The organism is Mycobacterium sp. C31M (assembly GCF_053345865.1).
Map to the genome: position 1 here is coordinate 12,872 of NZ_JBKFAX010000015.1, position 24,887 is coordinate 37,758.

Sequence of the window (24,887 nt, forward strand, 5' to 3'; positions counted from 1 at the left end):
TTCGCACAGGGGTGGTAACCAAGGATATGTCCACAACACGAACTGCGGTTCTGGCTGCGGTGGAGCGCTCGCCGGCGGCGGCCGCCGCCCACGACCGTGACGGCTGGGTCGGGCTGTTCACCGCGGCCGGAACCGTCGAGGACCCGGTCGGTTCGCGGCCGCACACCGGCCGCCTCGAGATCGAACAGTTCTACGACACCTTCATCGGCCCGCGGGACATCACCTTCCACCGCGATATCGACATCGTCCGCGGGCACACCGTGCTGCGGGACCTGGTGCTCGAGGTGGCGATGGGATCGGCCGTGACCATGCGCATCCCGGCGGTGCTGCGGTATGACGTGGCACCGGTCGATACCGGGCTGGCCATCGAACGACTGCAGGCCTACTGGGAGCTACCCGCGATGATGTGGCAGTTCACCCGCAAAGGACCGGTCGCGGTACCGGCCGCCGTCGCGTTGAGCCGCGCGTTGCTGGTCAACCAGGGACCGTCCGGGGCCCTCGGCTTCGCCTCCGGCCTGACCGGCGTCGGCGGCCGTGGCAAGCGGCTGGTCGGGCAACTGATCGACGATGCCTGCGCCGGGGACGAGATGACCGTCAAGCGCCGGCTCGGCGCACACGCCGAGATCACCGGGGGGGACACCGACCGGCTGCGCGCAGGCGAACTGATCGCCGCACTGGCCGGCAAACATCGTCGAACCCTGCTGGCGGCCGGGCGGCAGGTGGCCGTCAGCGTCTCCGGCCCCGACGGGGCCGCGGTGCTGATCGCCGATGTCGGCCTGCGTCCCACCCGGGTGCGGCGGCTCCGGCTGTTCGTCGACGGGGCGGCCTAGATGGGTGTGTCGTGCTGCGCCCCGGCGGGTACGTGAGACGGTTATATCCACCATGGACAGTTCCCCGACCCCGCATCCGGCACCCGATCTCCCGGCGCAGTTTCTGAGCTACGAGGAGTTCGGCCGCCGTTTCTTCGAGGTCGCCGTATCGGAGAAGCGGGTCGCCGACGCCATCGGGGCGATCGCCGGTGACGAGTTCGAGATGGGCCCGATGGGACAGGGGCCGGGCGGGATCGCCAAGGTCACCGCGCGGGTGCGCGTGCAGTACCCCCGCGTCACCCGGCATGTCGGCGAGGCCATCACCTTCGACATCCGGATACCGCTGGAGATCAACATGGTGATCGACCTGCGGATCGACAAGCCCCGCTTCATGGTCTTCGGAGAGATCACCCTGCAGGCGACGGCACGCGCCGCCGAACCGCTGCTGCTGATCCTCGACGTCGGCAAGCCGGGCCCGCGTGACATCTCGATCCATGTGACCTCCGGCACACTGCGCGCCGAGGTGCTGCGGGTGATGGCCGGCATCGACAGCGAGATCAAACGGTTCATCTCGGCCCACGTTGCCGGTGAGATCGACAGTCCCGGCGGGCGGGAGGCCAAGATCATCGATATCGCCCAACAGATCGAGGGCGCCTGGCACAGCTGACGGTGACCGGGTGGGCACCGCGAAATGGCATAGGATCACCAGCCATGCGCCGTATCACCGCCACCCTGCTGTCCGGTTTGGCCGCCGCCGGGACCGCCGTCGCGGTCGCCGCCCCCGCGAGTGCGGACTCGGCGACCGACGTGTTCCTGAACGCCTTGGATGCCGCCGGGGTGAGCGCACCGAACACCCTCAATGCCGTCGACACCCTGGCGCTGGGACAGTCGGTGTGCCCGATGCTGTCGCAGCCCGGCCAGAACGCGGCCAATGCCGCGTCGACGGTCGCCGACCGCGCCGGGATGTCGCTGGGCCCGGCCACCATGTTCACCGGGGTGGCCATCTCGATGTTCTGCCCGGCCGCCGTCGCCGGCATCGGCGACGGCAAGATCTTCGGGCTGGACCCTATTGGGCTTCTGAGCGCACCGCGATAGGGGTGAGCTCGGGGTGACGTGACACCCGACCATGGAAGGCGCTGCGGCCCCGCAGATGCCGCCAGATCCACGGCATGAACATGTTCTGCGTCCACAGCACCTGCGAATACATCCGCGACCGCAGCGAGCGATACTCGTCGCCGGCCTCCGCGTGCGCCCAATCATGGTTGGCGCCAGGTAGTTCCAACGCCTCGGCCGCCGCGGCGGCGAACAGCAGGTGGCCGGTACGCGAACCGTGCACCCGATCCGGGCTCCAGACGGCCGGGTTGGTCATCGACGGAGCGTCGTACAGATCGACCAGCCGGAAGCCGTGCCGCGCGGCCGCGGATCGGATCACCTGGTTGATCTGGATCACCCGCGACACCAGCAGTCGGCCGGCGGGCAGGATCTGGGTGATATCGGGGAACGTCGTGGTCACCACCGTGGCACCGGAGCGGGCCAATTCGTCGTGCAGGATGTCCAGATCCAGCAGCGCCTGCTGGAATTTCCGGCCCGGCCGGGTCACATCGTTCATGCCGACGCAGACGGTGATGAGATCCGGTTGCATCGACAGTGCCTGGGGCAGTTGCACATCCAGGACATCACGGATGCGCTTGCCGCGGATCGCCAGATTGGCGTACTGCAGACCAGGGGAGTGCAGGTCCATCATCCGGGCCAGTCGATCGGCGAACCCGATCAGCGCGCCCGAGTCGTCGAGATCCCAGAGTCCTTCGGTCTGACTGTCGCCCACCGCGACGTATCTGCTGTACCCGCTGCCGGCCACGGTGGTGACTGTAACGGGCAACCGTTCGCGCCGCGCTATGACATGTGCGAAATCAGCCGACTTCCAGGTACACCACATCGCCGGCGAGCCGCTGGTAGTTCTCGCCCGGCCGCACACCGAGCACCTTGGCCCGGTCCAGCGGGGTGTTGCTGCGCTTCTCGACGATGACGATGACGCCCTGTTCTTCCAGCTCGCTGATCGCCTGGTCCGCGCTGCCCGGCCCGGTCGGGGCAGCCTGGGCCTGCGCCGCCAACCCGATCGTGGCACCCGCCAGTGCCGCCCCCAACACGATGAATCCTCTTGCCTGCATGGCTGTCTTGCCTACTTTCGGTGACTCTGCAGGGTGCAACCGGGCCCAGATCTTGAAAATTCCGGCGAACGAAAAGGTTGACAGTAAGTTAAATCACCACGTCACAAGGGTCGCCGGCGCAGGACGTAGGGTGCGGTATGCCGCAACAGAGCGCAGGGGTGCTCCTCTTCCAGGTGACCGACGGCACAGTTCAGGTCTTGCTCGGGCATCCCGGTGGCCCGTTCTGGGCCCGCAAAGACGATGGCGCCTGGTCGATTCCGAAGGGTGAATTCGACGGATCGGAGGACGCCTGGGCGGCGGCCCGGCGGGAGTTCGCCGAGGAGACCGGGTTGGCCGTGCCGGACGGCCCGCGCATCGATTTCGCACCGTTGCGCCAACCCAGCGGCAAGGTCGTGACGGCCTTCGCGGTCGAGGCCGACCTGGACGTCACCGCGGCGGCGAGCAACACCTTCGAGCTGGAATGGCCTCGCGGATCCGGCACGCTGCGGCAGTTCCCCGAACTCGACAGGGTGCAGTGGTTCCCGGTGGGGATGGCAAGGACCAAACTGCTCAAAGGCCAACGGCCGCTGCTGGATCAGCTGATGGATCGACTGGCCGGGCGAGCAGTCGAATAGTCAGGGCAGCCCATTGCTCAGCCGGATCTGCTCGCGGCACTCCCGGCGTGTCATCCCGGTCTGCTGCATGCAGACCCGGACCGGTGATTCCTCGGCCGCGGGCAGCGGCTCCTCGGTCGGATCCACCGTGACCGTCGGGCTCGGGACGGTGCCCTGGGTCAGCGACCAGATGGTCGCGTCGGTGCCGGCCAGCGTCTCGCAGTAGACGGTCGTGCCGGTGACGGTGCTGCCGGTCGCGCCGGCCGGGCTACAGTCCGCGCCCACCACGGCCGCGGTCGGTGCGGGTGGCGCGTCGGTGGTCTCGGTGACGGTCAACGTCGACTCCGGTGCCGTCGTGGTTGCCGAGGGTGGGGACGTGGTGGCCGGTGCCGGGGTGGCGGTCGTGGTGGGCCGCGGGCTCTGGCTCGTGGTCGGCGCCGCGGCGGGTTGTTCGTCGTCGGCGCGGCCGAACTCGAAGGCGGCCACCACGATCGCCGCGACCAGCAGCACCGCGAGCACCGCGGCGACGACGATGGCGGTGGGCGGGCGCCGACGCGGCGGCTTCGGGGCGCCGGCCGGGGCGGCCAGGCGGGTCTGTTCGACGGTGTCGCCGGCCAACTGGTGACCGAGCGCGCGGGCGAAGTCGGTGCACCGGTCGAAACGCTCGGCGGGATCCTTGGCCAGCGACTTGGCGAACACCGGGTCCAGATGGGCGAGCTCGGGCCGGCGGCTGCCGATCGTCGGCGGCGCGGCCGACAGGTGCTGGCTGATCACGACGGCTGGATTGGAGTTCCGGAACGGCGGTGTGCCGGTGAGCAGTTCGTAGGCGGTGGCGGCCAGCGCGTACTGATCGGACCGGCCGTCCAACGGATCGCCCATCAGCTGCTCGGGTGCGGCATAGGACACCGTGCCGACCGTCATGTTGGTGGCGGTCAGCCCGCTTACGTCATCGGACCAGCGGGCGATACCGAAGTCGGCCAGCATGATCCGCTGGTCGCCGGATTCCGGATGACACAGCAGGATGTTGGCGGGTTTGACATCGCGGTGCAGCAGGTTGCGCTGATGCGCGTAGTCCAGCGCGTCGGCGACCGCGGTGACGATCTCGGTGACCTGCTCGGTCGGCAGTCCCTGCGGGTGCTGCTCGCGCAACAACCGTGAGGTGTCGGTACCGGGCACATAGTCCATCGCGATCCACAGCTGACCGTCGTTCTCGCCGCGGTCGTGCACACCGACGATGTGCGGATGCCACAAGGTGGCCGCGATATCGGCCTCGCGCTCGAAACGCTGCCGGTACTCGTCGTCGGTGGATACGTGCGCCTGCAGGATCTTCAGGGCGTCCTGACGGGGCAGCCGCGGGTGCTGGGCGAGGTAGACCTCGCCCATCCCACCGGTGCCCAGACACCGCACGATCGTGTATCCGGCAAAGGTCGCCCCAGCTGCCAATGGCATGGGCGAATACTAAACGCCGAAATCAGGGCAGCGGCGGAGGCACGGGAGCCGGTGAGGTCGGCACACCCGTGGGGTTCATCGGCATCGGGGTGGGCGTCACGGTGGTGACACCGTTGGCGCCGATGGTGACACCGCCGGGGCCGGATCCGGTCGAGTTGCTGATCCCGGCCTCGTCGAGGGCTGCCTGCGTGCAGTTCAGATTCAGGATCATGGTGCCGCTGGAGCTCATCTTCTGCTTCGACACCACGCACAGGCTCTGCTGGATATCGCTGCCGACCGCGCCACCGAAGGTGGCCTTGATGCCCATGCTCTTCAGGATCTGGACGGCCTTGCCGTACGGTTCGCCGATCACGTAGTACGGGCTCGCCCCCGCCTGCGGATCCGAGCTCGCGGTCCCCGCCGTGATCAGGGCGGCCGAGGCCACGGCGCAGGTGCCGAGTCCGAGCGCGATTGACTTCTTCACGTGACCTCCGGGTGTCGCGGTGCGGTGCGAACATATCGCAGAACCGCACCTGTAGAAACTCCAGTCACGTGTCCATCGTCCGTACCTGGGAATTCATTACTTCGGCCAGCGAGCAGGCGCGCGGATCGGTGAACACGTCCTCCAGCTGCAGCCGTTTCCCGTCCGGGCCGGCCAACGGGACCCGCCAGTTCGGGTACTCGTCGGTGGTGCCGGGCTGATTCTGGGTACGCCGGTCACCCACGGCATCGGGTAGCGCCAGGGCCAGCAGTGTCGACGGGGTCCGACCCAAGAACGCGTGCAGGCCGCGCACCATCTCGTCGACATCGGGATCCTCGCCGACCAGTCCGAGCCGGTGCAGCTCGTCGCGCCACGCCTGCTGTTCGGCATGGTCCTCGGCGATCTCGTCGGCGACCGGACGCGTCAACAGTCCCAGCTGTTCGCGCAGCCGGATGTGCTCACCGGCCAGGTATCCGGCGGTCGGCGGCAGATCGTGGGTGGTGACCGCCGACAGGCAGGCCTGGCGCCAGGACCAGGCCGGCAGCGGCGCACCCTCGTAGGTCCGTTCGAACCACAGGATCGACGTGCCGAACAGGCCACGGTCGCGCAGGTGATCACGCACCCACGGTTCGACGACGCCGAGGTCCTCGCCGACCACGACGGCGCCGGCGCGCTGCGCCTCCAGCGCGACGATGCCGACCAGCGCCTCATGGTCGTAGCGCACGTAGGTGCCCTCGGTGGGCGGGACACCCGACGGGATCCACCAGAGCCGGAACAACCCGATGATGTGGTCGATGCGGACCCCGCCCGCGTGCCGCAGCACCGCGTTGACCAGAGCGCGGAACGGCGCGTACCCGACCCGCTCCAACTGGTCGGGCCGCCACGGCGGCTGGGACCAGTCCTGGCCGAGCTGATTGAACTCGTCGGGTGGCGCGCCGGCACTGACCCCGCGGGCCAGTACATCCTGCAGGGCCCAACTATCGGCGCCGTCGGGGTCCACGCCGACCGCCAGGTCGTGCATGATGCCCAGCGCCATCCCGGCGCCGGTGGCGGTGCTCTGCGCCGCCGCCAGTTGATCGTCGAGCAGCCATTGCAGCCAGCGGTGGAAGTCGACCTCGGTCTCATGCGACGCCGCGAACTCGGCGACCGCCGGGTTGTCTGGGTGCGACAGTGCCTCGGGCCAGCTGTGCCAGTCGGCGCCGTGCACCTCGGCCAGGGCGCACCAGGTGGCGAAATCGTCGAGGCTGCGTCCCTCGCGGGTGCAGAAAGCGGCATACGCAAGCTCGCGGCCGGCCGATCGCGGTACCCGGTAGACCTGCGCCAGGGCCGCCCGCTTCACCTTCCAGGCGCGGTCGCGGTCGATACCGTCGTGCCGACGTGCCCGGGCGGCCAGATCGGTGCGGGCCTTGCGCAGCGGTCCGCGCTTGCGCAGGTAGGCGTATTCGGGCACGGCCTCGACCCGCAGGTACAGCGGGTTGGCGAAGCGTCGGGAGGTGGGCAGGTACGGCGAGGGTTCCATCGGGGCCACCGGGGCGGCCGCGTGCAGCGGGTTGACCAGGATGAAGCCGGCGCCGTGCCGGGTCGCCGACCACACCGCGAGATCGGTCAGGTCGGTCAGATCGCCGGTGCCCCAGGAGTTTTCGCCAGCGACGCTGTAGAGCTGGGTGGTCAGGCCCCACTGCCGGTGTGCGGGCGGGGTCAGCATGGCGGGCGACACGATGAGCGTGGTGTCCGTGTCGAGGGCGCCGGTCTGGGCGTGCAGCCTGTGGTAGCCCGGTGGTAGATCGGCGGGCAGCTCGAAGGTCGCCTCACCGACCAGCCTGCCGTCCAGATCGTATGGCGGACGGTTGTTCTCGAGCTGGCGCAGCCCGGTACGCACCGACCCGTCCTCCAGTCGGATCCACAATCCGACCGGTTCACCGTGGGTGACATGCACCCAGAACGACGAGGTGCTGCCGGCCCGGGTGACCACCGTGGGCGGCAGGGTGTCGGACCAGTACTGCCGGTCGTGCCGGGCCAGGGAGTCCGCTCGCTCCTCAGCGGTCCCGGCGGGCAACCCGAGGGCAGCCAGCACCGCGACCAAGGTCTGTTCGGGGACCGGATTGTGTTGGCCGTTCCAATCGATGAATTCGGTTGCCACCCCGTAGCGCTGTGCGAGGTCGGCCAGTTCGGTCATGGCGCCAATCTTGCCGGATCGACGTCGGCGACGCTGGACTCGCCCGCGTCAGTAAGGTCGGCGGGCATGGTGACCGGATCCCCGCCCGTGCAGGATCGCCGGGCCAGGATCGCCGTCGGTGCGCTGTTCCTCACCAATGGCGCGGTGTTCGCCAACCTGCTGCCGCGCTACCCGGAGATCAAGACCGACCTGGCGTTGTCCAACACCGCCTATGGCGCCATGGTGGCCGCGTACGCCGGGGGTGCGCTGCTGGCCGGCCTGGCCGCGGGTGCGGTGATCCGTCGATTCGGGTCGGCGCGCTCGGCGGTGGTGTCCACGGTGCTGTTGGCGGCATTGCTGGTGGTCGCCGGATTCGGCGGGACACCGGTGGTGGTGGCTGCCGCGCTGCTGCTGGCCGGCGCCTGCGATGCCGTCACCGATGTCGCGCAGAACGCACACGGCCTGCGGGTCCAGCAACGCTACGGGCGGTCCATCATCAACTCACTGCACGCGGTGTGGGCGGCGGGGGCCATCCTGGGCGGGTCGATGGGCGCGGCGGCGATCGCCCTGGACATCGGGCGGGGGATCCATCTGACGATCTCGGCGGTGTTGTTCGCCACCGTCGCGCTGACGGCCTACCGGTTCCTGTTGCCCGGCCCCGACCATGTGGACCGCCACGAGTCGGCGGCCGCCGCTCGCGGGCGCGCCGGGTTCAGCGTCTACGCGGTGCTCGCGGCCTTGATCGGGCTGGCGATCGCCGGTGCCGTCATCGAGGACGCCGGCAGTACCTGGGCGACGCTGTACCTGCGCGATGTCGTCGGCGCGCCGGGCGCGGTCGCGGTGTTCGGGTACGTGGCGCTGGTCGGCTGCATGTTCGTCGGCCGGCTGGCCGGGGACCGCCTGGTGGACCGGTTCTCCGAGCGAAATGTCACCTTGAGCGGTGGGCTGGTCATCGCCGTCGGGATGGGGCTGGCCCTGGCGTTTCCCTCTGTACCGGGCACCATCGCCGGGTTCGCCGCGGTGGGGCTCGGGGTGGCCACGGTGGTGCCCGCGGCCATGCATGGTGCCGATCGGCTGCCGGGCCTGCGACCGGGCACCGGGCTGACCGCGGTGGCCTGGCTGATGCGCCTCGGCTTCGTGGCGTCCCCACCGGTGGTCGGTCTGCTGGCCGATGCCGCCGGGTTGCGTGCCGGGCTGTTGCTGGTGCCGGCCGCCGGGCTGCTGGTCGCGGTGTTGGCGAGCATCCCAGGGGTGCTGAGCGGGCCTCGTTGCAAGTACACCTAGTGAACGCCACCCATCTCGATCGTGAGCACGCCGGCGATGATCAGGCCGATGCCGGCCATCATCCGCCAGGTCAGCGGGTCACGGAAGAGCACCTTGGCGGCGATCGCGACCAGCGCGACACCGCAGGCCGTCCAGATGCCGTACGCGACGCCCACCGGCATACCCAGTGACAGCGACAGCCACAGCAGATAGAAGGACACCAGATACCCGGCGGCCACCGGCGCGATCCAGCGCCGCCGGCGGAAACCGTCCGAGGCGCGCAGCGACAGCGTCGCCACCACCTCCATGGCGATCGCACCGGCCAGTGCGAGCCACATCATGACGGGACCGGTTCGGTGTCGTGCGAGCCGAACTCGACCAGCAGCACCCCGGCGATGATCAGGACGATCCCCGCGGCCAGCGCCCAGGTGAACGCCTCGTCGAAGATCAGCGACGCCGCCACCGCGGTGACCGCCGTCCCGGTCGCACCCCAGATGCCGTAGGCCACCCCGACCGGCATGCCGGCCCGCAGCACGGCCGCCATCAGGATGAACGACGAGATGTACCCGACCACCACGACGACCAGCCACGCAGAGTGGTCCTGGGACGCCCGAAGAGACAGGGTGCCGGTGACCTCGGTGGCGATGGCCGCGCCGAGCAGCGCCCACTTTCGCATCGCGGCAGCCTAGCCGCGATCAGGCCAGCGCGGCCTGCCGGGTCTCGAACAGTTCGTCGACCGCGGCCACCACCGCGTCGAGTTGCGCGGCCGAATGCCGACCCAACCCGCATTCGGTGGAGATACCGAAGGTAGGCAGGAACTTGGCGGCCAGGGCGGCCCGGTACTTGGCGCCCGCCGCGCCGTCCTCGGCGTGCAGCAGGCCGAGGAAGAACTCGGTCTCGGGTTCGATGGCCAGATTGGCCAACGGCTGCCAGTGCGCCAACCGGTTCCACGCGGTGACGGTCGCCGCCTGGATGGCGTCGATGCGGCGGGGGACGTGGCGCGACAGCCCGTTGGACACCGCGACGATCACCGACGCATCCCGCGGGTAGATGTGCCTGCCGCCGCGTGCCGCCGCCTCCTCGTCCGGCGGATCGCCCATGAACGGCGAGGCGCCGAACTTGGAATCCCCATAGCAGAGGTGGAAGGTCAGCTCGACACCCTCGTGCACCCAGGACGCCGGCCGGGCGGTGACGGCGTAGATCTCCTCGAAATCCTTGTAGGGGTTCGGGAACCAGCCCTCGACGGTGGCGTCCTCGACCGGCAGATCCCACTGGATCACCAGATCCTGGTGCGGGATGGAGGCCTGGATGGCATCGACACTGTCCTTGAGCGGGACCTCGTACGCGCGGGCCACCTCGACCTGGGAATCGAACTCGACGAAGAAGTTCACCGCGTTGAACGGGGTGGGGATGGACACCAGGAACTTCGAATCCGGTGTCAGCTCACCGCGTTCGCGGGCGGCCCGGAACAACGCATAGGACGCGATGGCGTGGTCGGCGTAATCGAAGGCCGGGAAACGGACATCGTCACCGGTGGTGCCGGGCTTGAGCCGGGCCAGCCGTCGACCGTGCACCTCGACGACATCCAGCGTCGGGTTCTCCAGGAAGTGCGGGGTCTGGGTGAGCACCCAGTTCGCCCGGTCCCCGGGCTCACCGTCGGGCACCCGCTTGACGGCACCCCGCAGCCTGCTGCCGACGAACCGGAACGCATCCTCGACGGTTGGCTGGTTGATACTTCCGGTCAGGTAGAAACTGTTCTCGTACCCCATCATTCGCCTTTCTAGAGGACCAGGCCCAGCCGCGGCGGGCGGGTGCCGTGCAGGGTGTGGTTGCCCAGGTGCACGTACTTCCAGCGGGCCGGGTCGTGCAGGGAATGGGTGCGCACGTTGCGCCAGTGCCGGTCCAGGTTCACCTCACCGTCGGTACCCGAGGTGCCGGTGAGCTCGAAGATGCCACTGGCGATCTCGACACCGAATTCCTGGGCCAGCGCCTTGGCCGCGGCGACGTGCAGGGTGGCGGCGGCCGCGGTGTCGCGGGACAACTCGGGCTGTGCCTGGCCCTCGTCGACCAGCGCGGTGCCGCGGGCCAGCAGCGCCTCCAGCGCGTACAACCGCGCGGTCAGTTCGCCGAACCGACGAACGATATGCGGTTCCTGATCGGCGCGCTCGATCCCGGCGTTCAGCGCCTCCTTCCACGGCCGTGACCGGGTGCGGACGAATTCGGCGCCGTCTTCCAATGCGGCCCGGGCGATCCCGATATCGATGGCGGCGTGCAGCGCCTGGTCGTAGGCGCCGAGCACGGTCGGCGGGCCGTCCACCGGATCCGGTGCCGGACCCTCCTCGATGACCAGGTCGTCATCGACGATGACGCCGTCGAGGCGGACCTCGCCGCTGCGGGTGCCGCGCTGGCCGAACGCCGACCACTTCTCCAGGTCGAGGGTGACACCGGCCTGATCCGGCCGGACGAACACCGTGGCGGTCTCCCCGGGCTTCTCGGCGACAAGCGCGGCCACGGCGATCCACTGCGCACCCAAAGTGCCGGTGGCGTAATACTTCACACCGTTCAGGTCCCAGCGGCCGTCGGGGCGCCGCGTCACGGTGGTGCGGCGGTCCAGTGCGCTGGCGGTGCCGCGTTCGGCGGTCGCATTACCCAGTTGGCCGCCGGCGAGAATGTCGGCGTAGATCCGCGGGGCCGGCTGCTGGTCGACGGGCAGACCCGAAATCGCCTGGGAGATGACAAAATGCGCCAACAGCAGCTGCCCGACCGCACCGTCGCCACGGGACAACCGACGCAGCACCTCGACCTGCACCGAGGCCGGCAGGCCGGGCCCGCCGTGGGCGGCAGGCACGGGTACCGCGAGCAGACCGGACTCAGCGACCAGCCGCAATTGCGGGAGCAGCGAGGTGCCCTCGCGCTCGTATTGGGCTGACCGGGCGGCCAATTCGGCGACGACCGCATCGGCGGCGGCCAGGGCGGCCTGCGCGGTGTCCAACAGCGGTGGGGACGTGGTGATGGTTTCAGCGATATCGATGGCCATGGCGGGTGAGGCTACGGTCACCGATCGCCGGTGCCGAGAGTTGTGAGCAGCGCGAGTGAATCTATGGGGCGCGTCACGAATCGGTCCGCGCGGCGGCGGCAGTGCCACTATGGAAGATGTGACCGATATCCGAGATGCGGTCGGCGACGTGACCGTCGTCGACACCGAATACGGTCCCGTACGCGGCAGCACCGACGGGGCCGTCAACCGATGGCTGGGGGTGCGCTATGCCGCGCCGCCGGTCGGTGACCTGCGTTGGCGTGCTCCGCAGCCACCGGCGCGCTGGACCGAACCGGCAGACGCCACCCGGGTGGGCCCGGTGTGCCCACAACCGACCGACCCGCGGGTGCCGCTGGACCTGGGCGCACCCCAGGGTGACGACTTCCTGACACTCAACATCTGGTCGCCGACGCCGGACGACGCTCCCAAGCCGGTGCTGGTGTGGGTGCACGGTGGCGCCTACGTGCTGGGATCTTCGGCGCAACCGCTCTACCACGGCCGTGAGCTGGCGCTCGGCGGTGATGTCATCGTGGTCACCGTCAACTACCGGCTGGGTGCGTTCGGATTCCTGGATCTGTCCTGGCTCGGCGACGGTTTCGAGACCAACCCCGGGCTGCGCGATGTGCTGTGCGCGCTGCGCTGGGTGCGCGACAACATCGCCGGTTTCGGCGGGGATCCGGAGCGGGTGACGCTGTTCGGCGAATCGGCCGGTGGCGGGATCGTCACCACGCTGCTGGCCAGCCCGGCCGCCGAAGGCCTGTTCGCCAGGGCCATCGCCCAGAGTTCGCCGGTGACCTCGGTGTACGACCAGAACCGGGCACAGCACATCGGCGCGCAGTTCCTCGGTGAGCTGGGCATGACCGCACGGCAGGCAGGTCAACTCACCCAACTGCCGGTATCGGCGATCGTCGCCGCTTCCAAGCAGTTGTTCAACGATGTGCCGCAACTGGCGCCCGGCACGCTGGCGTTCGCGCCGATCGTCGACGGCGATGTGGTGCCCGACTATCCGGTGCAGACCGCCCGGGCCGGCCGCACGCTGCCGGTGCCGCTGATCATCGGGACCAATCAGCATGAGGCGGCGCTGTTCCGCTGGATGCGCTCACCACTGCTGCCGATCACCGCACAGGCCATCACCGAGATGTTCGCCGCGATCGCCGCCGAGCAGCCCGGACTGCAGATCCCGACCCAATCCGAACTCGGTGCGGCGTATCCCGGGCGGGGTAAGAAGCCCGGGCTCGGGGTGGCCCGCGACGTCGGCTTCCGGATGCCGTCCATCTGGTTCGCCGAGGGCCACCAGCGGGTGGCCCCGGTCTACATGTACCGCTTCGACTGGAGCACCCCGATGCTGCGGGCACTGGGCCTGGGCGGCGCGCACGCCACCGAACTGCCCTATGTGTGGGGCAATCTGGTCGCCGGGCGCAAGGACCCGACGTTCAAGTTGGGCGGGCTGGCCGCGGGCACCGAGGTGTCACGGCGCATGCGCGCCCGCTGGTGCAGCTTTGCCAAGGGCACCGGTCCCGAGGCCGAGGCGGCGACGTCCTGGCGTCCCTACCGCCCCGACGATCGGGCCAACCTGGTGATCGGGCGCGATGACGAGGTGGTCGTGGACCCCGATCATGTGCAGCGCAGCACCTGGGGTGAAGAGGTGCTCAGCTTTCGCTGACGCCGCCATGTGACGTATTACTCTCGTCACATGGATGTGGTCGTGACCGTGCTCGACGCGCTGCCCCCGCAGATGCGCGACCCGGTGCTGTTCGCCATCCCGTTCTTCGTCCTGTTGCTGGTGCTGGAATGGACCGCCGCCCGCCGCCTCGAGCATCTGGAGTCCGATCGCACGCCCGCCGGGGCATATCAGCGTCGGGACGCCTGGACCAGCCTGTCGATGGGTCTGGTGTCGGTGGTGACGACCGCAGCCTGGAAGGCCGGCGCACTGCTCGGTTATGCGGCGATCTACGCCTATCTGGCGCCCTGGCACCTGCCGGCCGATCGCTGGTACACCTGGGTCATCGCCCTGCTCGGGGTCGACCTGTTGTTCTACGCCTATCACCGGGTGGCGCACCGGGTCCGGTTGATCTGGGCCACCCACCAGGCGCACCACTCCAGCCAGTACTACAACTTCGCCACCGCGTTGCGGCAGAAGTGGAACAACAGCGGCGAGATCCTGATGTGGATTCCGTTGCCATTGCTGGGTGTACCGCCGTGGATGGTGTTCGCCAGCTTCTCGGTGAACCTGATATACCAGTTCTGGGTGCACACCGAGCGGATCGACAAGCTATGGCGGCCAATCGAATTCATCTTCAACACGCCGTCGCACCATCGGGTCCACCACGGCATGGACCCGGAATACCTGGACAAGAACTACGGCGGGATCCTGATCATCTGGGACCGCATCTTCGGCTCGTACACCGATGAATTGTTCCGGCCGCATTACGGATTGACCAAACAGGTGGACACCTTCAACATCTGGAAACTGCAGACCCACGAATACGTGGCGATCGCCCGCGACATGCGCCGCGCGCGCCGCTGGCGGGACAAGCTGGGATACTGTTTCGGCCCGCCGGGATGGGCGCCGCGCACCGCCGAGACCGTCGATGCCGGTCTGTCCTCGGCCACCGCGCCGACCGCGTAGGGTGCCGGAGGTGGATACCGTATTCGATGCCGACGTCGACCCGGCGCTGGTCGAACGTTCGCTGGCGGCAAGCACGTTCGGCCCGATGTGGTTGGACATCCTGCGCCCGGAGTATCCGCGCCTGAGCGGCAGGCAGACCTGCGACCTGCTGGTGGTCGGCGGCGGGTACACCGGACTGTGGGCGGCCCTGCACGCCGCCGAACGGCATCCGGACCGCAAGGTGGTGTTGATCGAGGCCGACCGGATCGGCTGGGCCGCCTCGGGGCGCAACGGTGGTTTTGTCGACGCCAGCCTGACTCATGGTGCGGCGAACGGAAAGTCCCGTTGGGCCGCCGAATTCGACACCCTCGAAGTCCTCGGCATGGAGAACCTGGACGGGATGGCCGCCGATATCGCCCGGCTCGGGCTGGATGCGGAGTGGGAGCGGACCGGCATGCTGTCGGTGGCCACCGAACCGCATCAGGTGGACTGGCTGGTCGAGGCCGCGGCCGACGGTGAGGGCCGGTATCTGGCACTCGATGAGGTCCGGGCCCAGGTGAATTCGCCGACGTATCTGGCCGGGCTGTTCGCCGAGGACAGTTGTGCGCTGGTGCATCCGGCCAAGCTGGCCGTCGAGCTGGCCCGGGCCGCCCGCGAGGCGGGGGTGCAGATCTACGAGCAGGCCAAGGCGATGACGTTGGAGTCGAATGGCACCGGGGTGACCGTCGGCACCGGCTCCGCCGAGGTGACCGCCCGGCAGGTGGTGCTGGCGACCAACGTGTTCCCCAGCCTGATCCGGCGCAACCGGTGGTACACCGTCCCGGTGTACGACTACGTGTTGTCCACCGAACCGTTGACGCCGGCGCAGCTGGACCGGATCGGGTGGGCCGGCCGCCAGGGCGTGGGGGACTGCGCCAACCAGTTCCACTACTACCGGCTCAGTGCCGACAACCGGATCGTGTGGGGTGGATACGACGCCGTCTATCACTTCGGGCGGCGGGTGGATGCCGCCTACGAGGACCGTGACCAGACCTACCGGCGCCTGGCCGAGCACTTCTTCATCACGTTCCCCCAGCTCGACGACATCCGGTTCAGCCATCGCTGGGCAGGTGCCATCGACACCAACACCCGGTTCTGCGCGCACTGGGGTACCGCGCACGGTGGCCGCGTCGCGTATGTCAACGGTTTCACCGGGCTCGGGGTGGGTGCGACCCGGTTTGCCGCCGATGTCTGTCTGGATCTGCTCGACGGGCTGAGTACCCCGCGCACCGAGTTGGAGATGGTGCGCCGCAAGCCGCTGCCGTTCCCGCCCGAACCGATCGCGTCGGTCGGCATCCAGGCGACCCGCTGGTCGCTGGACCGCGCCGATCATTCGGCGGGCCGGCGCAATCTGCTGCTGCGCACCCTGGACAGCTTGGGTCTGGGCTTCGACTCCTGACGTTTCCGAATTGTTCCGCTTATGTCGAGCGCAAACCGCCACGGCGACAACGTCGATCACTACGCTTTGCGGTACGCAATAGCGAAAGGGGAGCGGACATGGGGGATCGACTTCACGCTGGTGAGAAGCTCGAACGTGGGCAGTCGCTGACGTCACGGAACGGGGCCTACCGCCTCGACCTGCAGGGCGACGGGAACCTGGTGCTCTACGCAGGTGACACCGCGGTCTGGTCGACCGAGACCAACGGTCAGGATGTGGTGCGCGCCGAGGTGCAGAAGGACGGCAACTTCGTGCTCTACACCCCGGACAAACCGGTCTGGCACACCGACACCAAGGGGGCCAAGGACGTCCGACTGATCCTGCAGGACGACCGTAACGTGGTGCTCTACGGTTTCGACGGCGTGGCGTGGGCGTCGGGAACCGATACCACCGAACGGCCACCCGCCGGCGAGTCCGTTCCGGCGCCGGCTGCCGCCGACAGCGCCGAGCCACCGGCCGTGGCCGCCGAACCCGAGGTGGAACTGGCGGCCGCGGAGGAACCCGCGCCGACTCCGGAGCCGGCCGCACCGGCCGCTCCGCCGCCACCGCCCCCGCCGCCTGCCCCGCGCAGCTACACCGTCGTTTCCGGCGACACCCTGTGGGCAATCGCGGAACGGTTCTACGGCGACGGCAACCAATACCCGCGCATCGCCGAGGCCAGCGGGGTGGCGAATCCGGACCTGATCCACCCCGGCCAGGTGCTGACCATTCCCTGATTCAGCCACTTCCTCCGCGAGATTGCAGTTATCGGCGTAGGCACTTGGGCGGATTCACGGGGAACGGTCACTACGGCATGGGGCTGAAGTGACTGGTGTGACACACGTCTTGTTACGGGATGTGTGGTGTAACGAGATCTGACCGTTATCCGATTCACCTGACAGCACCCCGGTAGCGTCATCCGAAGAGGGGTGGGGGATCGGAGGGCTCCATGCGCGCACGGCTTTTCCTGACCACCGCCGCGACGGCAATGGCCGCGGTCACGCTGTCCCCGACCGCTCCCGCCGGCGCCGAACCCGGTGTCACCGTGCATCCCGGGATGGAGATCAGGCAGGGCGGCACCTTGTGCACGCTGGGCTTCGTCGACCCCGTCGCACGGGTGGCGTTCACCGCCGGGCACTGCCGCGGCCAGGGCCCGGTCACCGACCGGTTCGGCAATGTCGTCGGTGCCATGGCGCTCTCCGATGACAACACTCCCGACGGCGCGACCGTCACCGGCGATCACCAGATCTCGGACTGGGGCGCCATCACCCTGCATCCCGATGTCGCGGTCAACACCGTGCTGCCCGGCGGCCGGGCGCTGGTGATGGACCAGGCGCTCCCGGTGCAACAACCCGGCCAGCCGGTCTGCCACTTCGGTGTCGTCACCGGTGAGAGCTGCGGCACAGTCGCAGCGGTCAACAATGGCTGGTTCACCATGAAGGACGGCGTGGTCAGCCAGAAGGGTGACTCCGGCGGCCCCGTCTACGTGCTCAACCCGGACGGCAGCGCGGTCATCGTCGGCCTGTTCAACAGCACCTGGGGTGGCGCGCCGACGGCGGTGTCCTGGCAGTCGACTGTCCCACGCATCCGGGATGCCGTCGCGACTCAGCCGGCCAGCTCGAACACCGGGATCGAGGCGGCGATCTCGCTGACCTCCGAATCGGTCGACGAGGGTGTCAACCCGCCGGCGTGACCCTTGACCTCCCAGTACCACCGGTCCAGATAGCGCCGGATCAGTTCCGGCTTGTCGGCATCGGGAACCTCCACCGCGCGTAACTGTTTGCGGTTCCACCGCGGGCCGGTCTCGACAGTGCCCGCCGCCCGGGTGTTGCGCACCCAGTGGGTGTTCCCGCGGGTGGCCACCAGGTAATCGCGACCGTCGACCGTCAGCACATTTACGACGACCGACCGCCACTGGCCGGTGCTGCGGCCGCGGACCCGCAGGGCCCGGCTGCCGGCGATCTCGACACCCCATTCGGCCAGCCGGCGGATGACGGCGTTGGCGGCCCGGGCGATGCGGTCGGGTTCGTCATAACGAATGGTCATTGGTTCCTCCTTCAATTTGTGAGCGGTGCTCTCACATTCACGATGGCAGTGCAGGCTCCAAAAATCAAGAGCAGTGTTCTCATTTGTGGCAGACTGGCCCGGTGGGTAAACGGCAGGAGGCCCGGAATCGCATCGAGGTGCAGATCGTCGAGGTGGGACGCCGGCATCTGGCGACCGACGGCGCCGCCGGGTTGTCGCTGCGAGCGGTGGCCCGCGACCTGGGCATGGTGTCCTCGGCGGTGTACCGCTACGTGGCCGATCGCGACACTCTGCTGACCCTGCTGCTGGTGGATGCGTACGGCGAACTGGCCGATGTGGTTGATGCCGTCGCGGTGGATGTCGACGCGCCATGGGACCGCCGGTTCGGCGCGCTCGCGCACGCCGCCAGAGACTGGGCGCTCGCGCAACCGGCCCGCTGGGCCCTGCTGTACGGCAGCCCGGTGCCCGACTATCACGCGCCCGCCGAGCTGACCGTGGGGCCCGGCACCCGGGTCATCGCGACCCTGTTCGCGGTGGTGGCCGACGGCATTCGGGTTGGGTCGATACCGGACCCGGAAGATATTGCAGCCGAGCCGGTTTCGAGTGACTTCGACGGAATTCGGGCGGAGTTCGGATTTCCCGGGGGTGATCGGGTGATGCTGCGCTGTCTGACGGTGTGGGCGGCATTGGTCGGTGCGATCAGCCTGGAGGTGTTCGGTCAGTACGGCGCGGACACACTGACCGACGCCCGGGCGGTCTTCGGTGGCCAGATCGACCTGCTGACGCAGCTGCTGGCGCAAAACTAGAACATGTTCTAGCCATCGTGGCGCACGGGCGATATCCTCACTGCGATGCTTGATCAGACACCTGTCCAGGTTGCCTGGGTGACCCGTGACCTCGATGCAGGAGAGCAGATGCTCAGTGCGCTGCTCGGTGCGCGCCGATGGTTCCGGATGCCCGGTGTGCACTTCGGGCCGGACGCTTGCACCTACCGCGGTGCGCCCGCCGACTTCACCGCCGATATCTCGCTGAGCTATGCCGGAGACCTGCAGCTGGAACTGATCGCGCCGGTCTCGGGGCCGAGCATCTATACCGAATTCCTCGCCGAGTCGGGCCCCGGGCTGCATCACATCTGTGTCGTCGTGCCCGACGAGGATGCCTTCGAGACCCGGCTGCGCGATGCCGAATCCGCCGGGGCACCCGTCGTCACCCGGGGTGTGATGCCCGGCGGTATGCGATTCGGTTATGTGAGCGCCCCGGACGCGGGTGTGCCCTATCTCGAGATCGCCCATATCCCACCGGATATCCAGGCCTTCTTCGACCACATCAAACAACAGCAGTGACGCGCGAGGAGAAAACGATGAGCCTGCAACAGATTCCGGACGCCGTCGGGGTGGCCGATGTGGACACCTGGTCCGACGAGGTCGACGTCGTCGTCCTCGGGTTCGGCATCGCCGGTGGATGCGCCGCGGTTTCCGCCGCCGCGGCCGGTGCGCGGGTTCTGGTGTTGGAGAAGGCTGCCGCGGCCGGTGGCACCACCTCGATGGCCGGCGGCCATTTTTATCTCGGCGGCGGTACCGCGGTCCAACAGGCCACCGGCCACGAGGACAGCGCCGAGGAGATGTACAAGTACCTGGTCGCGGTCACCGAGGATCCCGAACTGGACAAGATCCGGGCCTACTGCGACCAGAGCGTCGAACACTTCGACTGGCTTGAGGCCCTTGGCTTTCAGTTCGAGCGCAGCTACTACCCGGGCAAGGTGGTGGTGCCGCCGGGCACAGAGGGGCTGTCCTATACCGGCAATGAGAAGGTCTGGCCGTTCAACGAACAGGCCAAGCCGGCACCGCGCGGCCACTCGGTACCGGTGCCCGGTGAACTCGGCGGCGCGGACATGGTGATCCAGCTGCTGCTCAAGCGGGCCGCCGAACTCGGTGTCCAGTTCCGCTACGAGACCGGTGCCACGAACCTGATTGTCGATGCCGGGTCAGTGGTCGGGGTGCGCTGGAAGCATTTCACCGATACCGGTGCGGTGAAGGCGAAGTCGGTGGTGATCGCCGCCGGCGGCTTCGCGATGAACGCCGAGATGGTGGCGCAGTACACCCCCGAACTCGGGCAGGAACGCAAGACCAAACATCACGGCACGGTGGCGCCCTACATCCTGGGCAACCCCAACGATGACGGGCTGGGGATCAAACTCGGTGTGTCGGTCGGCGGGGTCGCCAAGAACCTGGACCAGAAGTTCATCACCGCGGCGGCCTACCCGCCCGAGATCCTGCTGACCGGCGTGATCGTCAACTCCGACGGGCAGCGCTTCGTCGCCGAGGACTCCTACCATTCGCGAACCTCGGCGTTCGTTCTGGAGCAGCGTGATCATGCGGCATACCTCATCGTCGACGAGGCGCATATGCAGATGCCGGAGATGCCGCTGATCAAGTTCATCGACGGATACGAGACGGTGGCTGAGATAGAGACCGCACTGGGCATCCCGGCCGGCAACCTGGCCGCCACCCTGGACCGCTACAACACCAACGCCGCGGCCGGATCCGACCCGGACTTCCACAAGCAGCCGGATTACCTTGCCCCACAGGACACCGGCCCGTTCGCGGCCTTCGACCTGACCCTCGGGGTGGCGATGTATTCGGGCTTCACCATGGGCGGGCTGACGGTGTCGCTGGACGGTGAGGTGCTCGACGGTACCGGTGCCGCGGTGCCGGGACTGTACGCCGCCGGGGCGTGCGCATCCAACATCGCGCGCGACGGCAAGGGATATGCCAGCGGTGTGCAGCTCGGCGAAGGATCGTTCTTCGGGCGGCGGGCGGGCGATCACGCAGCGCGGCGGGCCGGCGCGCACGCGGCCACACGGGGGTAAGTCCCGGCCGAAACTGGGGAAGATGACGGGTTTTCGTCGAATTCCCGCCATCTACTTCAGGTTCGACGCTACTCGGTGGTGCGCGGCTTCCCGGTCTCCTCGTCGACCTCGCCGAGCACCCATTCGCCACCGCCGAGCAGGTGCAGATGCTTCTCGTGGTGCTCGCCGACCGTGCTGCGGTGGGTGACGCTGACCAGGATGGTGTCCGGCAGCTCCCGGCGCACCAGGTCGTACATGGTGAACTCCAGACCTTCATCCAGCGCCGAGGTCGCCTCGTCGAAGAAGACCACCCGCGGTTTGGTCAGCAGCACCCGGGCGAACGCGATGCGTTGCTGCTCACCGGGGGAGAGCACCTTCACCCAGTCCGCAACCTCGGACAACCGCCGCGAGCACTGCGGTAGCGACACTTTGTCCAGCGCGGCGATCAGCTCCTCGTCGGAAAGCTCCTCGGGTCCCTTCGGATAGGACACCACCGCGCGCAGATCACCGAGCGGCACATACGGCATCTGGGACAGGAACATCGTCTCGTTGATGCCGGCCGGGCAGCGCAGGGTGCCGGTCGTGAACGGCCACAGCTGCGCGAGGCTGCGCAGCAGTGTGGTCTTACCCGCGCCGGACTGGCCGGTCACGATCAGCGTGTCACCCGGGAACATCTCCAGGTTCAGATCGTCGACCAGCAGTTCACCGGTCGGGGTGCGGACGTCGACATTGCGGATCTCGACCGGGCAGTCGCCGCACGGTTCGACATTGAGTTCGGGCAGCTCGCGGCCCTCCTCGTTGGCGACCACCAGACCGTGCAGACGGATGATCGAGGCGCGCCAACCGGCGAACGCGTCATAGGAGTTACGGAAGAACGACAGCGAGTTCTGGATGCTGCCGAATGCCGACGACGTCTGCGAGACATCGCCGAGCTGGATCTCGCCGGCGAACAACCGCGGTGCCTGGATGATCCAGGGCAGCGGGTTGATGATCTGGCTGACCGACAGGTTCCAGCCGTAGAACCCGATCGACCGGTTCAGGTACCGCTTGTAGTTGGCCACGATCGGTTCGAACCGCTTGCGCAGCTGCACCCGCTCGGCGACCTCACCACGGTAGAACGCCACCGACTCCGAGGCGTCGCGCAGCCGGACCAGGGCGTACCGGAAGGCGGCGTTGTACTTCTCGTTGTCGAAGGTCAGCCGGATGATCGGCCGGCCGATCCAGAACGCGATGACGGTGGCGATCAACACGTACACGATCGCGATCCAGAACATCGCCCGCGGCACGTTGACGCCGAACATCTCGTAATTGCCCGACAGGTTCCACAGAATCGCGGTGAACGAAATCACCGACGCGATGGCCTCGATGGCGCCGAAGAGCAACGTCGCGCCGCTGGTGTTGTTGGGCGTGTTCGGCAGCGGGCCGATATTGGTGGTGAAGATGTCGATATCGGCCTGGATGCGCTGATCCGGGTTGTCGATGGTGTCATCGATGAATCGGCTGCGGTAGTAGGCCTTGCCGTCGAGCCAGTCGTTGGTCATCCGGCCGGTCAGCCAGGCCCGCCAAGCCAGCATGAACCGCTGCATCATGAACAGGTCGAGCATCACCCGGGTGACGTGGATGGTGGCCAGCACCGCGAAAGTCCAGATGGCGAACCAGAATCCGTCGATACCGGACTGCCTGACCGCCTCGTCACCTCCGGACAGGCCCTGCACCGCCACCTGCGCGGCGCTCATCATGTCGTTGCCCTGGAAGCTGAGCAGCACGTCGATGCGCACACCGGCGATGACCGACAGCAGGATCGCGCCCAACCACAGCCACACCTTCAGCGATTCGCGTCCGGTGAAGTAACTGCCGGTCACCCGCCAGAACTGGCGACCCCAGGTGGTGAACTTGGCCAGCAGCACGAGGACCACCAGGGTGCTCACCGCGGCGATCGCCCACGCTCTGGCAATCCAGATGAGCGACGTGACCAGCTCGGCGCCCCAGTCGAGGGTCGGAGTGAACATCTCCATGCGGGCAAGGTACCCCTTGCGGATGTCGGCAGCGTGTTACGGGGCGTCGGCGATGTCCGGGCTCACCCCGGTGAGTTCCCCGGTCGCCCACCGGCCGTCCCCGCTCAGGTCCAACCGGCGCCGGTGCAGTGCCGCCACGCTGCGCCGGTGACTCACACTCACCCAGGTCGTCCCGGGTAGTTCCGCGGACAGCAGTCGGTAGAGCATCAGCTGCAGCCCTTCGTCGAGCGCGGCGGTCGACTCGTCGAGGAAGACGACGGCCGGCCGGTGCAGCAGCACCCGGGCGAATGCCACCCGCTGCTGTTCACCGGGAGACAGGATGGCGGCCCAGTCACGGGTGTCGCCGAGTTGCAGCAGCAGATGTGGCAGCGCGACCTGCGTCAGCACCCGCTGGATCTGGTCATCGGTGAACTCGCCCGGCTCACCCGGATAGCCGACCACCGCGCGCAGCGTGCCCAGCGGCAGATAGGGCACCTGCGGCACGAACATCGTCGCCGCCGGGCGCTCGACGATGCCGTCCGCGTACGGCCACAGACCGGCAAGGCTTTCCAACAACACCGTCTTGCCCACCCCGGACGGGCCGGCCAGCAGCAGACTCTCCCCGGCGGCCACGCTCAGATCGAGTCGCTCGACCAGCGCCCGGCCATCCGGGGTGCAGACGGTGACCGCGTGCAGGCGCAGCGTGCCGTCGGTCGAGGTGGTGCTGCGCAGGCCGGGCATCGCGGCGGCCCGGCGGTTGGCATCGCGCAGTCCGTCGAGGCGCAGCAGTGCGGCCCGGAATCCGGCGAAGCTGTCATAGCTGACCCGGAAGAACGACAGACCGTCGTGGATGGCGTGGAACGCGGTGGCCGACTGCATGACGTCGCCGAAGGAGATCTCATTCGCGAACAGCCGCTGTGCCTGCACGATGTATGGCAGCGGATTGATGGCCTGGCTCACCGTGATGTTCCACCCGAGGAACAACATCATCCGGTTCAGCCAGGCCCGGTAGTTGTGCAGCACACCGTTCAGGCGGGTGTCGAGGTCGCGGCGTTCGGCCTGCTCGCCCCGGTACAGGCCGACGCCGCCGGCGGCATCCTTGAGCCGGATCATCGCGTACCGGAAGCCGGCGTTGCGCCGCTCGTTGCGAAAGCTCAGTCCGATCAGCGGGCGGCCCACCCAGAACGCCACCAGCGTGGCGGCCAGTACGTAGCCGAGCACGATCCAGAACAGCGCACGCGGCAGCACGAACCCGAACAGGTTCAGCGGCCCGGACAGGTTCCACAGGATGACACCGAAGGATGCGACCGTCAGCAGTGACTCCACCGCGCCGAACAGCAGGATGTGGTTGGAGCCGTTGGCCGGGTTGTTGGGTTCGGCCGACCCGGTGGTGACGATGTCGACGTCGGCCTGGATGCGCTGGTCGGGGTTGTCCAGCGTGCCGGTCGGGTCCCGGACGAACCGGCCGCGGAAATAGGCGTGGCCGCCCAGCCAGTCGTCGAGCATCCGCCGGGTCAGCCACCGCCGCCAGTCGATCAGGAACCGTTGGGTGAGGTACAGGTCGACGAAGAACCGGGCCACGAACGCCGTTGCCAGCAGCGCGTAGATGAGTAGTGCGTCCCAGAACCCCGCCACCCCGGCATCGGAGCCCTGAAATACCAGCTGCAGCGAGGTGAACAGATCGTTGGTGTAGTAACTGATCAGCACCGTCAAGCGCACCGCGATCACGGTGGACAGCAGCAGGGCCGCCACGATCAGCCAGACCCGCAGGCTGCGACGACCGGCGAAATAGCCGCCGGTGATCCGGACGAACTGCCTGCCCCACTCGGTGCGGCGCGCCACCAGCGCCACCACCGCCGCCAGGCAGACCGCGGCGATGCCGAACGCCTGCAGGATCCACACCGCCGAACGGCCGAACTCGGTGCTCCAGTCGATCGAGGGGCCGAGCGTCACAGGGATCATCGGTGTCCGTCCGGTCGGTGTCTGCGACGGAAGCTACACCCACCGCGGCGCCCAGACGGC

25 protein-coding genes are annotated in these 24,887 nt (G+C 68.2%); 13 read left to right on the forward strand and 12 right to left on the reverse strand.

The annotated features are described in order from the left end of the window. The first annotated feature begins 26 nt into the window (after nt 1–26). Genes ACLBYA_RS21805 through ACLBYA_RS21815 form a run of 3 tightly spaced genes read left to right on the forward strand, consistent with a single transcriptional unit; the run spans nt 27 to nt 1,904 of the window. Nucleotides 27–830, forward strand: coding sequence for a ketosteroid isomerase family protein (locus ACLBYA_RS21805; protein ID WP_447711536.1), 804 nt, complete (start codon nt 27–29; stop codon nt 828–830). Nucleotides 831–882: 52 nt separating this feature from the next. Beyond that, nucleotides 883–1,476, forward strand: a complete 594-nt coding sequence (locus ACLBYA_RS21810; protein ID WP_447711537.1) for a hypothetical protein — start codon at nt 883–885, stop codon at nt 1,474–1,476. Between the two features lie 44 nt (nt 1,477–1,520). Further along, nucleotides 1,521–1,904 carry a DUF732 domain-containing protein gene (locus ACLBYA_RS21815; RefSeq protein ID WP_447711538.1) on the forward strand — a complete coding sequence of 128 codons (384 nt, stop codon included), beginning with the start codon at nt 1,521–1,523 and terminating at the stop codon, nt 1,902–1,904. Here the strand turns inward: ACLBYA_RS21815 and ACLBYA_RS21820 are convergent. Both ACLBYA_RS21820 and ACLBYA_RS21825 read right to left on the reverse strand, forming a co-directional pair. Then, nucleotides 1,876–2,667 (reverse strand): SGNH/GDSL hydrolase family protein, encoded by a 792-nt coding sequence (locus ACLBYA_RS21820; RefSeq protein WP_447711539.1) that lies wholly within the window; start codon nt 2,665–2,667, stop codon nt 1,876–1,878. The genes ACLBYA_RS21815 and ACLBYA_RS21820 overlap by 29 nt on opposite strands. Before the next feature lie 52 nt (nt 2,668–2,719). Further along, nucleotides 2,720–2,977, reverse strand: coding sequence for a PASTA domain-containing protein (locus tag ACLBYA_RS21825; protein ID WP_447711540.1), 258 nt, complete (start codon nt 2,975–2,977; stop codon nt 2,720–2,722). A 137-nt stretch (nt 2,978–3,114) separates the two neighbouring features. Here ACLBYA_RS21825 and ACLBYA_RS21830 point away from each other — a divergent pair, with 137 nt between their 5' ends. Continuing rightward, nucleotides 3,115–3,591 (forward strand): NUDIX domain-containing protein, encoded by a 477-nt coding sequence (locus ACLBYA_RS21830; RefSeq protein ID WP_447711541.1) that lies wholly within the window; start codon nt 3,115–3,117, stop codon nt 3,589–3,591. Here the strand turns inward: ACLBYA_RS21830 and ACLBYA_RS21835 are convergent, their stop codons facing one another. The 3 genes from ACLBYA_RS21835 to malQ all read right to left on the reverse strand — a co-directional run bounded on the left by ACLBYA_RS21835 (nt 3,592) and on the right by malQ (nt 7,655). Then, a complete protein-coding gene (locus ACLBYA_RS21835; protein ID WP_447711542.1) occupies nt 3,592–5,019 on the reverse strand; it encodes a serine/threonine-protein kinase in 1,428 nt (475 codons plus the stop codon). It abuts the gene before it with no gap. Nucleotides 5,020–5,041: 22 nt separating this feature from the next. Continuing rightward, nucleotides 5,042–5,482, reverse strand: a complete 441-nt coding sequence (locus ACLBYA_RS21840) for a hypothetical protein (protein ID WP_447711543.1) — start codon at nt 5,480–5,482, stop codon at nt 5,042–5,044. 64 nt (nt 5,483–5,546) lie between these two features. Then, entirely contained in the window at nt 5,547–7,655 is a 2,109-nt protein-coding gene (malQ, locus tag ACLBYA_RS21845; RefSeq protein ID WP_447711544.1) for a 4-alpha-glucanotransferase, read from the reverse strand. Between the two features lie 66 nt (nt 7,656–7,721). On the opposite strand from malQ, the gene ACLBYA_RS21850 reads away from it, so the two are divergent. Continuing rightward, the gene (locus ACLBYA_RS21850) at nt 7,722–8,918 is read left to right on the forward strand and encodes an MFS transporter (protein ID WP_447711545.1); all 1,197 of its coding nucleotides are present in this window, start codon (nt 7,722–7,724) and stop codon (nt 8,916–8,918) included. Here the strand turns inward: ACLBYA_RS21850 and ACLBYA_RS21855 are convergent. The 4 genes from ACLBYA_RS21855 to ACLBYA_RS21870 are packed head-to-tail and all read right to left on the reverse strand — an operon-like array spanning nt 8,915 to nt 11,934. Continuing rightward, nucleotides 8,915–9,235, reverse strand: coding sequence for a DMT family transporter (locus ACLBYA_RS21855; RefSeq protein ID WP_447711706.1), 321 nt, complete (start codon nt 9,233–9,235; stop codon nt 8,915–8,917). The two genes, ACLBYA_RS21850 and ACLBYA_RS21855, sit on opposite strands and share 4 nt — an antisense overlap. Continuing rightward, entirely contained in the window at nt 9,235–9,573 is a 339-nt protein-coding gene (locus tag ACLBYA_RS21860) for a DMT family transporter (RefSeq protein WP_447711546.1), read from the reverse strand. Before ACLBYA_RS21860 ends, ACLBYA_RS21855 begins: the two co-directional genes overlap by 1 nt. Before the next feature lie 19 nt (nt 9,574–9,592). Further along, nucleotides 9,593–10,666, reverse strand: a complete 1,074-nt coding sequence (locus ACLBYA_RS21865; RefSeq protein WP_447711547.1) for a hypothetical protein — start codon at nt 10,664–10,666, stop codon at nt 9,593–9,595. Between the two features lie 11 nt (nt 10,667–10,677). Then, on the reverse strand, nt 10,678–11,934 hold the full coding sequence (locus ACLBYA_RS21870) for an acyl-CoA dehydrogenase family protein (protein WP_447711548.1): 1,257 nt from the start codon (nt 11,932–11,934) through the stop codon (nt 10,678–10,680). A gap of 109 nt (nt 11,935–12,043) precedes the next feature. Here ACLBYA_RS21870 and ACLBYA_RS21875 point away from each other — a divergent pair, with 109 nt between their 5' ends. The 5 genes from ACLBYA_RS21875 to ACLBYA_RS21895 all read left to right on the forward strand — a co-directional run bounded on the left by ACLBYA_RS21875 (nt 12,044) and on the right by ACLBYA_RS21895 (nt 17,691). Beyond that, nucleotides 12,044–13,597 carry a carboxylesterase/lipase family protein gene (locus tag ACLBYA_RS21875; RefSeq protein WP_447711549.1) on the forward strand — a complete coding sequence of 518 codons (1,554 nt, stop codon included), beginning with the start codon at nt 12,044–12,046 and terminating at the stop codon, nt 13,595–13,597. A 30-nt stretch (nt 13,598–13,627) separates the two neighbouring features. After that, nucleotides 13,628–14,563 carry a sterol desaturase family protein gene (locus ACLBYA_RS21880; protein ID WP_447711550.1) on the forward strand — a complete coding sequence of 312 codons (936 nt, stop codon included), beginning with the start codon at nt 13,628–13,630 and terminating at the stop codon, nt 14,561–14,563. Nucleotides 14,564–14,573: 10 nt separating this feature from the next. Further along, the gene (locus ACLBYA_RS21885; protein WP_447711551.1) at nt 14,574–15,980 is read left to right on the forward strand and encodes an NAD(P)/FAD-dependent oxidoreductase; all 1,407 of its coding nucleotides are present in this window, start codon (nt 14,574–14,576) and stop codon (nt 15,978–15,980) included. Nucleotides 15,981–16,078: 98 nt separating this feature from the next. Further along, nucleotides 16,079–16,735: a LysM peptidoglycan-binding domain-containing protein gene (locus ACLBYA_RS21890; RefSeq protein ID WP_447711552.1), complete on the forward strand. Its 657-nt coding sequence runs from the start codon at nt 16,079–16,081 to the stop codon at nt 16,733–16,735. Nucleotides 16,736–16,947: 212 nt separating this feature from the next. After that, nucleotides 16,948–17,691 carry an Rv1815 family serine proteinase gene (locus ACLBYA_RS21895; protein WP_447711553.1) on the forward strand — a complete coding sequence of 248 codons (744 nt, stop codon included), beginning with the start codon at nt 16,948–16,950 and terminating at the stop codon, nt 17,689–17,691. Here the strand turns inward: ACLBYA_RS21895 and ACLBYA_RS21900 are convergent. Beyond that, the gene (locus ACLBYA_RS21900) at nt 17,604–18,044 is read right to left on the reverse strand and encodes a nitroreductase/quinone reductase family protein (protein ID WP_447711554.1); all 441 of its coding nucleotides are present in this window, start codon (nt 18,042–18,044) and stop codon (nt 17,604–17,606) included. The two genes, ACLBYA_RS21895 and ACLBYA_RS21900, sit on opposite strands and share 88 nt — an antisense overlap. Before the next feature lie 101 nt (nt 18,045–18,145). Between ACLBYA_RS21900 and ACLBYA_RS21905 the strand changes: the two genes are divergently transcribed. The 3 genes from ACLBYA_RS21905 to ACLBYA_RS21915 are packed head-to-tail and all read left to right on the forward strand — an operon-like array spanning nt 18,146 to nt 20,892. Continuing rightward, on the forward strand, nt 18,146–18,829 hold the full coding sequence (locus ACLBYA_RS21905; RefSeq protein WP_447711555.1) for a TetR/AcrR family transcriptional regulator: 684 nt from the start codon (nt 18,146–18,148) through the stop codon (nt 18,827–18,829). A 45-nt stretch (nt 18,830–18,874) separates the two neighbouring features. Then, the gene (locus ACLBYA_RS21910) at nt 18,875–19,366 is read left to right on the forward strand and encodes a VOC family protein (RefSeq protein ID WP_447711556.1); all 492 of its coding nucleotides are present in this window, start codon (nt 18,875–18,877) and stop codon (nt 19,364–19,366) included. Between the two features lie 17 nt (nt 19,367–19,383). After that, entirely contained in the window at nt 19,384–20,892 is a 1,509-nt protein-coding gene (locus ACLBYA_RS21915; RefSeq protein WP_447711557.1) for an FAD-binding protein, read from the forward strand. Between the two features lie 68 nt (nt 20,893–20,960). Here the strand turns inward: ACLBYA_RS21915 and ACLBYA_RS21920 are convergent, their stop codons facing one another. Next, nucleotides 20,961–22,886, reverse strand: a complete 1,926-nt coding sequence (locus ACLBYA_RS21920; protein ID WP_447711558.1) for an ABC transporter ATP-binding protein/permease — start codon at nt 22,884–22,886, stop codon at nt 20,961–20,963. A 36-nt stretch (nt 22,887–22,922) separates the two neighbouring features. Beyond that, nucleotides 22,923–24,827, reverse strand: a complete 1,905-nt coding sequence (locus ACLBYA_RS21925) for an ABC transporter ATP-binding protein/permease (protein WP_447711559.1) — start codon at nt 24,825–24,827, stop codon at nt 22,923–22,925. Between the last annotated feature and the right edge of the window lie 60 nt (nt 24,828–24,887).

Coding starts and splice junctions, on each gene's coding strand:
- ACLBYA_RS21880 (WP_447711550.1), top strand. CDS start 13,628: ATGGATGTGGTCGTGACCGTGCTCGACGCGCTGCCCCCGCAGATGCGC.
- ACLBYA_RS21910 (WP_447711556.1), top strand. CDS start 18,875: ATGCTTGATCAGACACCTGTCCAGGTTGCCTGGGTGACCCGTGACCTC.
- ACLBYA_RS21915 (WP_447711557.1), top strand. CDS start 19,384: ATGAGCCTGCAACAGATTCCGGACGCCGTCGGGGTGGCCGATGTGGAC.
- ACLBYA_RS21900 (WP_447711554.1), bottom strand. CDS start 18,044: ATGACCATTCGTTATGACGAACCCGACCGCATCGCCCGGGCCGCCAAC.
- malQ (WP_447711544.1), bottom strand. CDS start 7,655: ATGACCGAACTGGCCGACCTCGCACAGCGCTACGGGGTGGCAACCGAA.
- ACLBYA_RS21855 (WP_447711706.1), bottom strand. CDS start 9,235: ATGTGGCTCGCACTGGCCGGTGCGATCGCCATGGAGGTGGTGGCGACG.
- ACLBYA_RS21860 (WP_447711546.1), bottom strand. CDS start 9,573: ATGCGAAAGTGGGCGCTGCTCGGCGCGGCCATCGCCACCGAGGTCACC.
- ACLBYA_RS21830 (WP_447711541.1), top strand. CDS start 3,115: ATGCCGCAACAGAGCGCAGGGGTGCTCCTCTTCCAGGTGACCGACGGC.
- ACLBYA_RS21875 (WP_447711549.1), top strand. CDS start 12,044: ATGGAAGATGTGACCGATATCCGAGATGCGGTCGGCGACGTGACCGTC.
- ACLBYA_RS21920 (WP_447711558.1), bottom strand. CDS start 22,886: ATGGAGATGTTCACTCCGACCCTCGACTGGGGCGCCGAGCTGGTCACG.
- ACLBYA_RS21810 (WP_447711537.1), top strand. CDS start 883: ATGGACAGTTCCCCGACCCCGCATCCGGCACCCGATCTCCCGGCGCAG.
- ACLBYA_RS21805 (WP_447711536.1), top strand. CDS start 27: ATGTCCACAACACGAACTGCGGTTCTGGCTGCGGTGGAGCGCTCGCCG.
- ACLBYA_RS21835 (WP_447711542.1), bottom strand. CDS start 5,019: ATGCCATTGGCAGCTGGGGCGACCTTTGCCGGATACACGATCGTGCGG.
- ACLBYA_RS21850 (WP_447711545.1), top strand. CDS start 7,722: ATGGTGACCGGATCCCCGCCCGTGCAGGATCGCCGGGCCAGGATCGCC.
- ACLBYA_RS21890 (WP_447711552.1), top strand. CDS start 16,079: ATGGGGGATCGACTTCACGCTGGTGAGAAGCTCGAACGTGGGCAGTCG.
- ACLBYA_RS21865 (WP_447711547.1), bottom strand. CDS start 10,666: ATGGGGTACGAGAACAGTTTCTACCTGACCGGAAGTATCAACCAGCCA.
- ACLBYA_RS21815 (WP_447711538.1), top strand. CDS start 1,521: ATGCGCCGTATCACCGCCACCCTGCTGTCCGGTTTGGCCGCCGCCGGG.
- ACLBYA_RS21925 (WP_447711559.1), bottom strand. CDS start 24,827: ATGATCCCTGTGACGCTCGGCCCCTCGATCGACTGGAGCACCGAGTTC.
- ACLBYA_RS21825 (WP_447711540.1), bottom strand. CDS start 2,977: ATGCAGGCAAGAGGATTCATCGTGTTGGGGGCGGCACTGGCGGGTGCC.
- ACLBYA_RS21870 (WP_447711548.1), bottom strand. CDS start 11,934: ATGGCCATCGATATCGCTGAAACCATCACCACGTCCCCACCGCTGTTG.
- ACLBYA_RS21895 (WP_447711553.1), top strand. CDS start 16,948: ATGCGCGCACGGCTTTTCCTGACCACCGCCGCGACGGCAATGGCCGCG.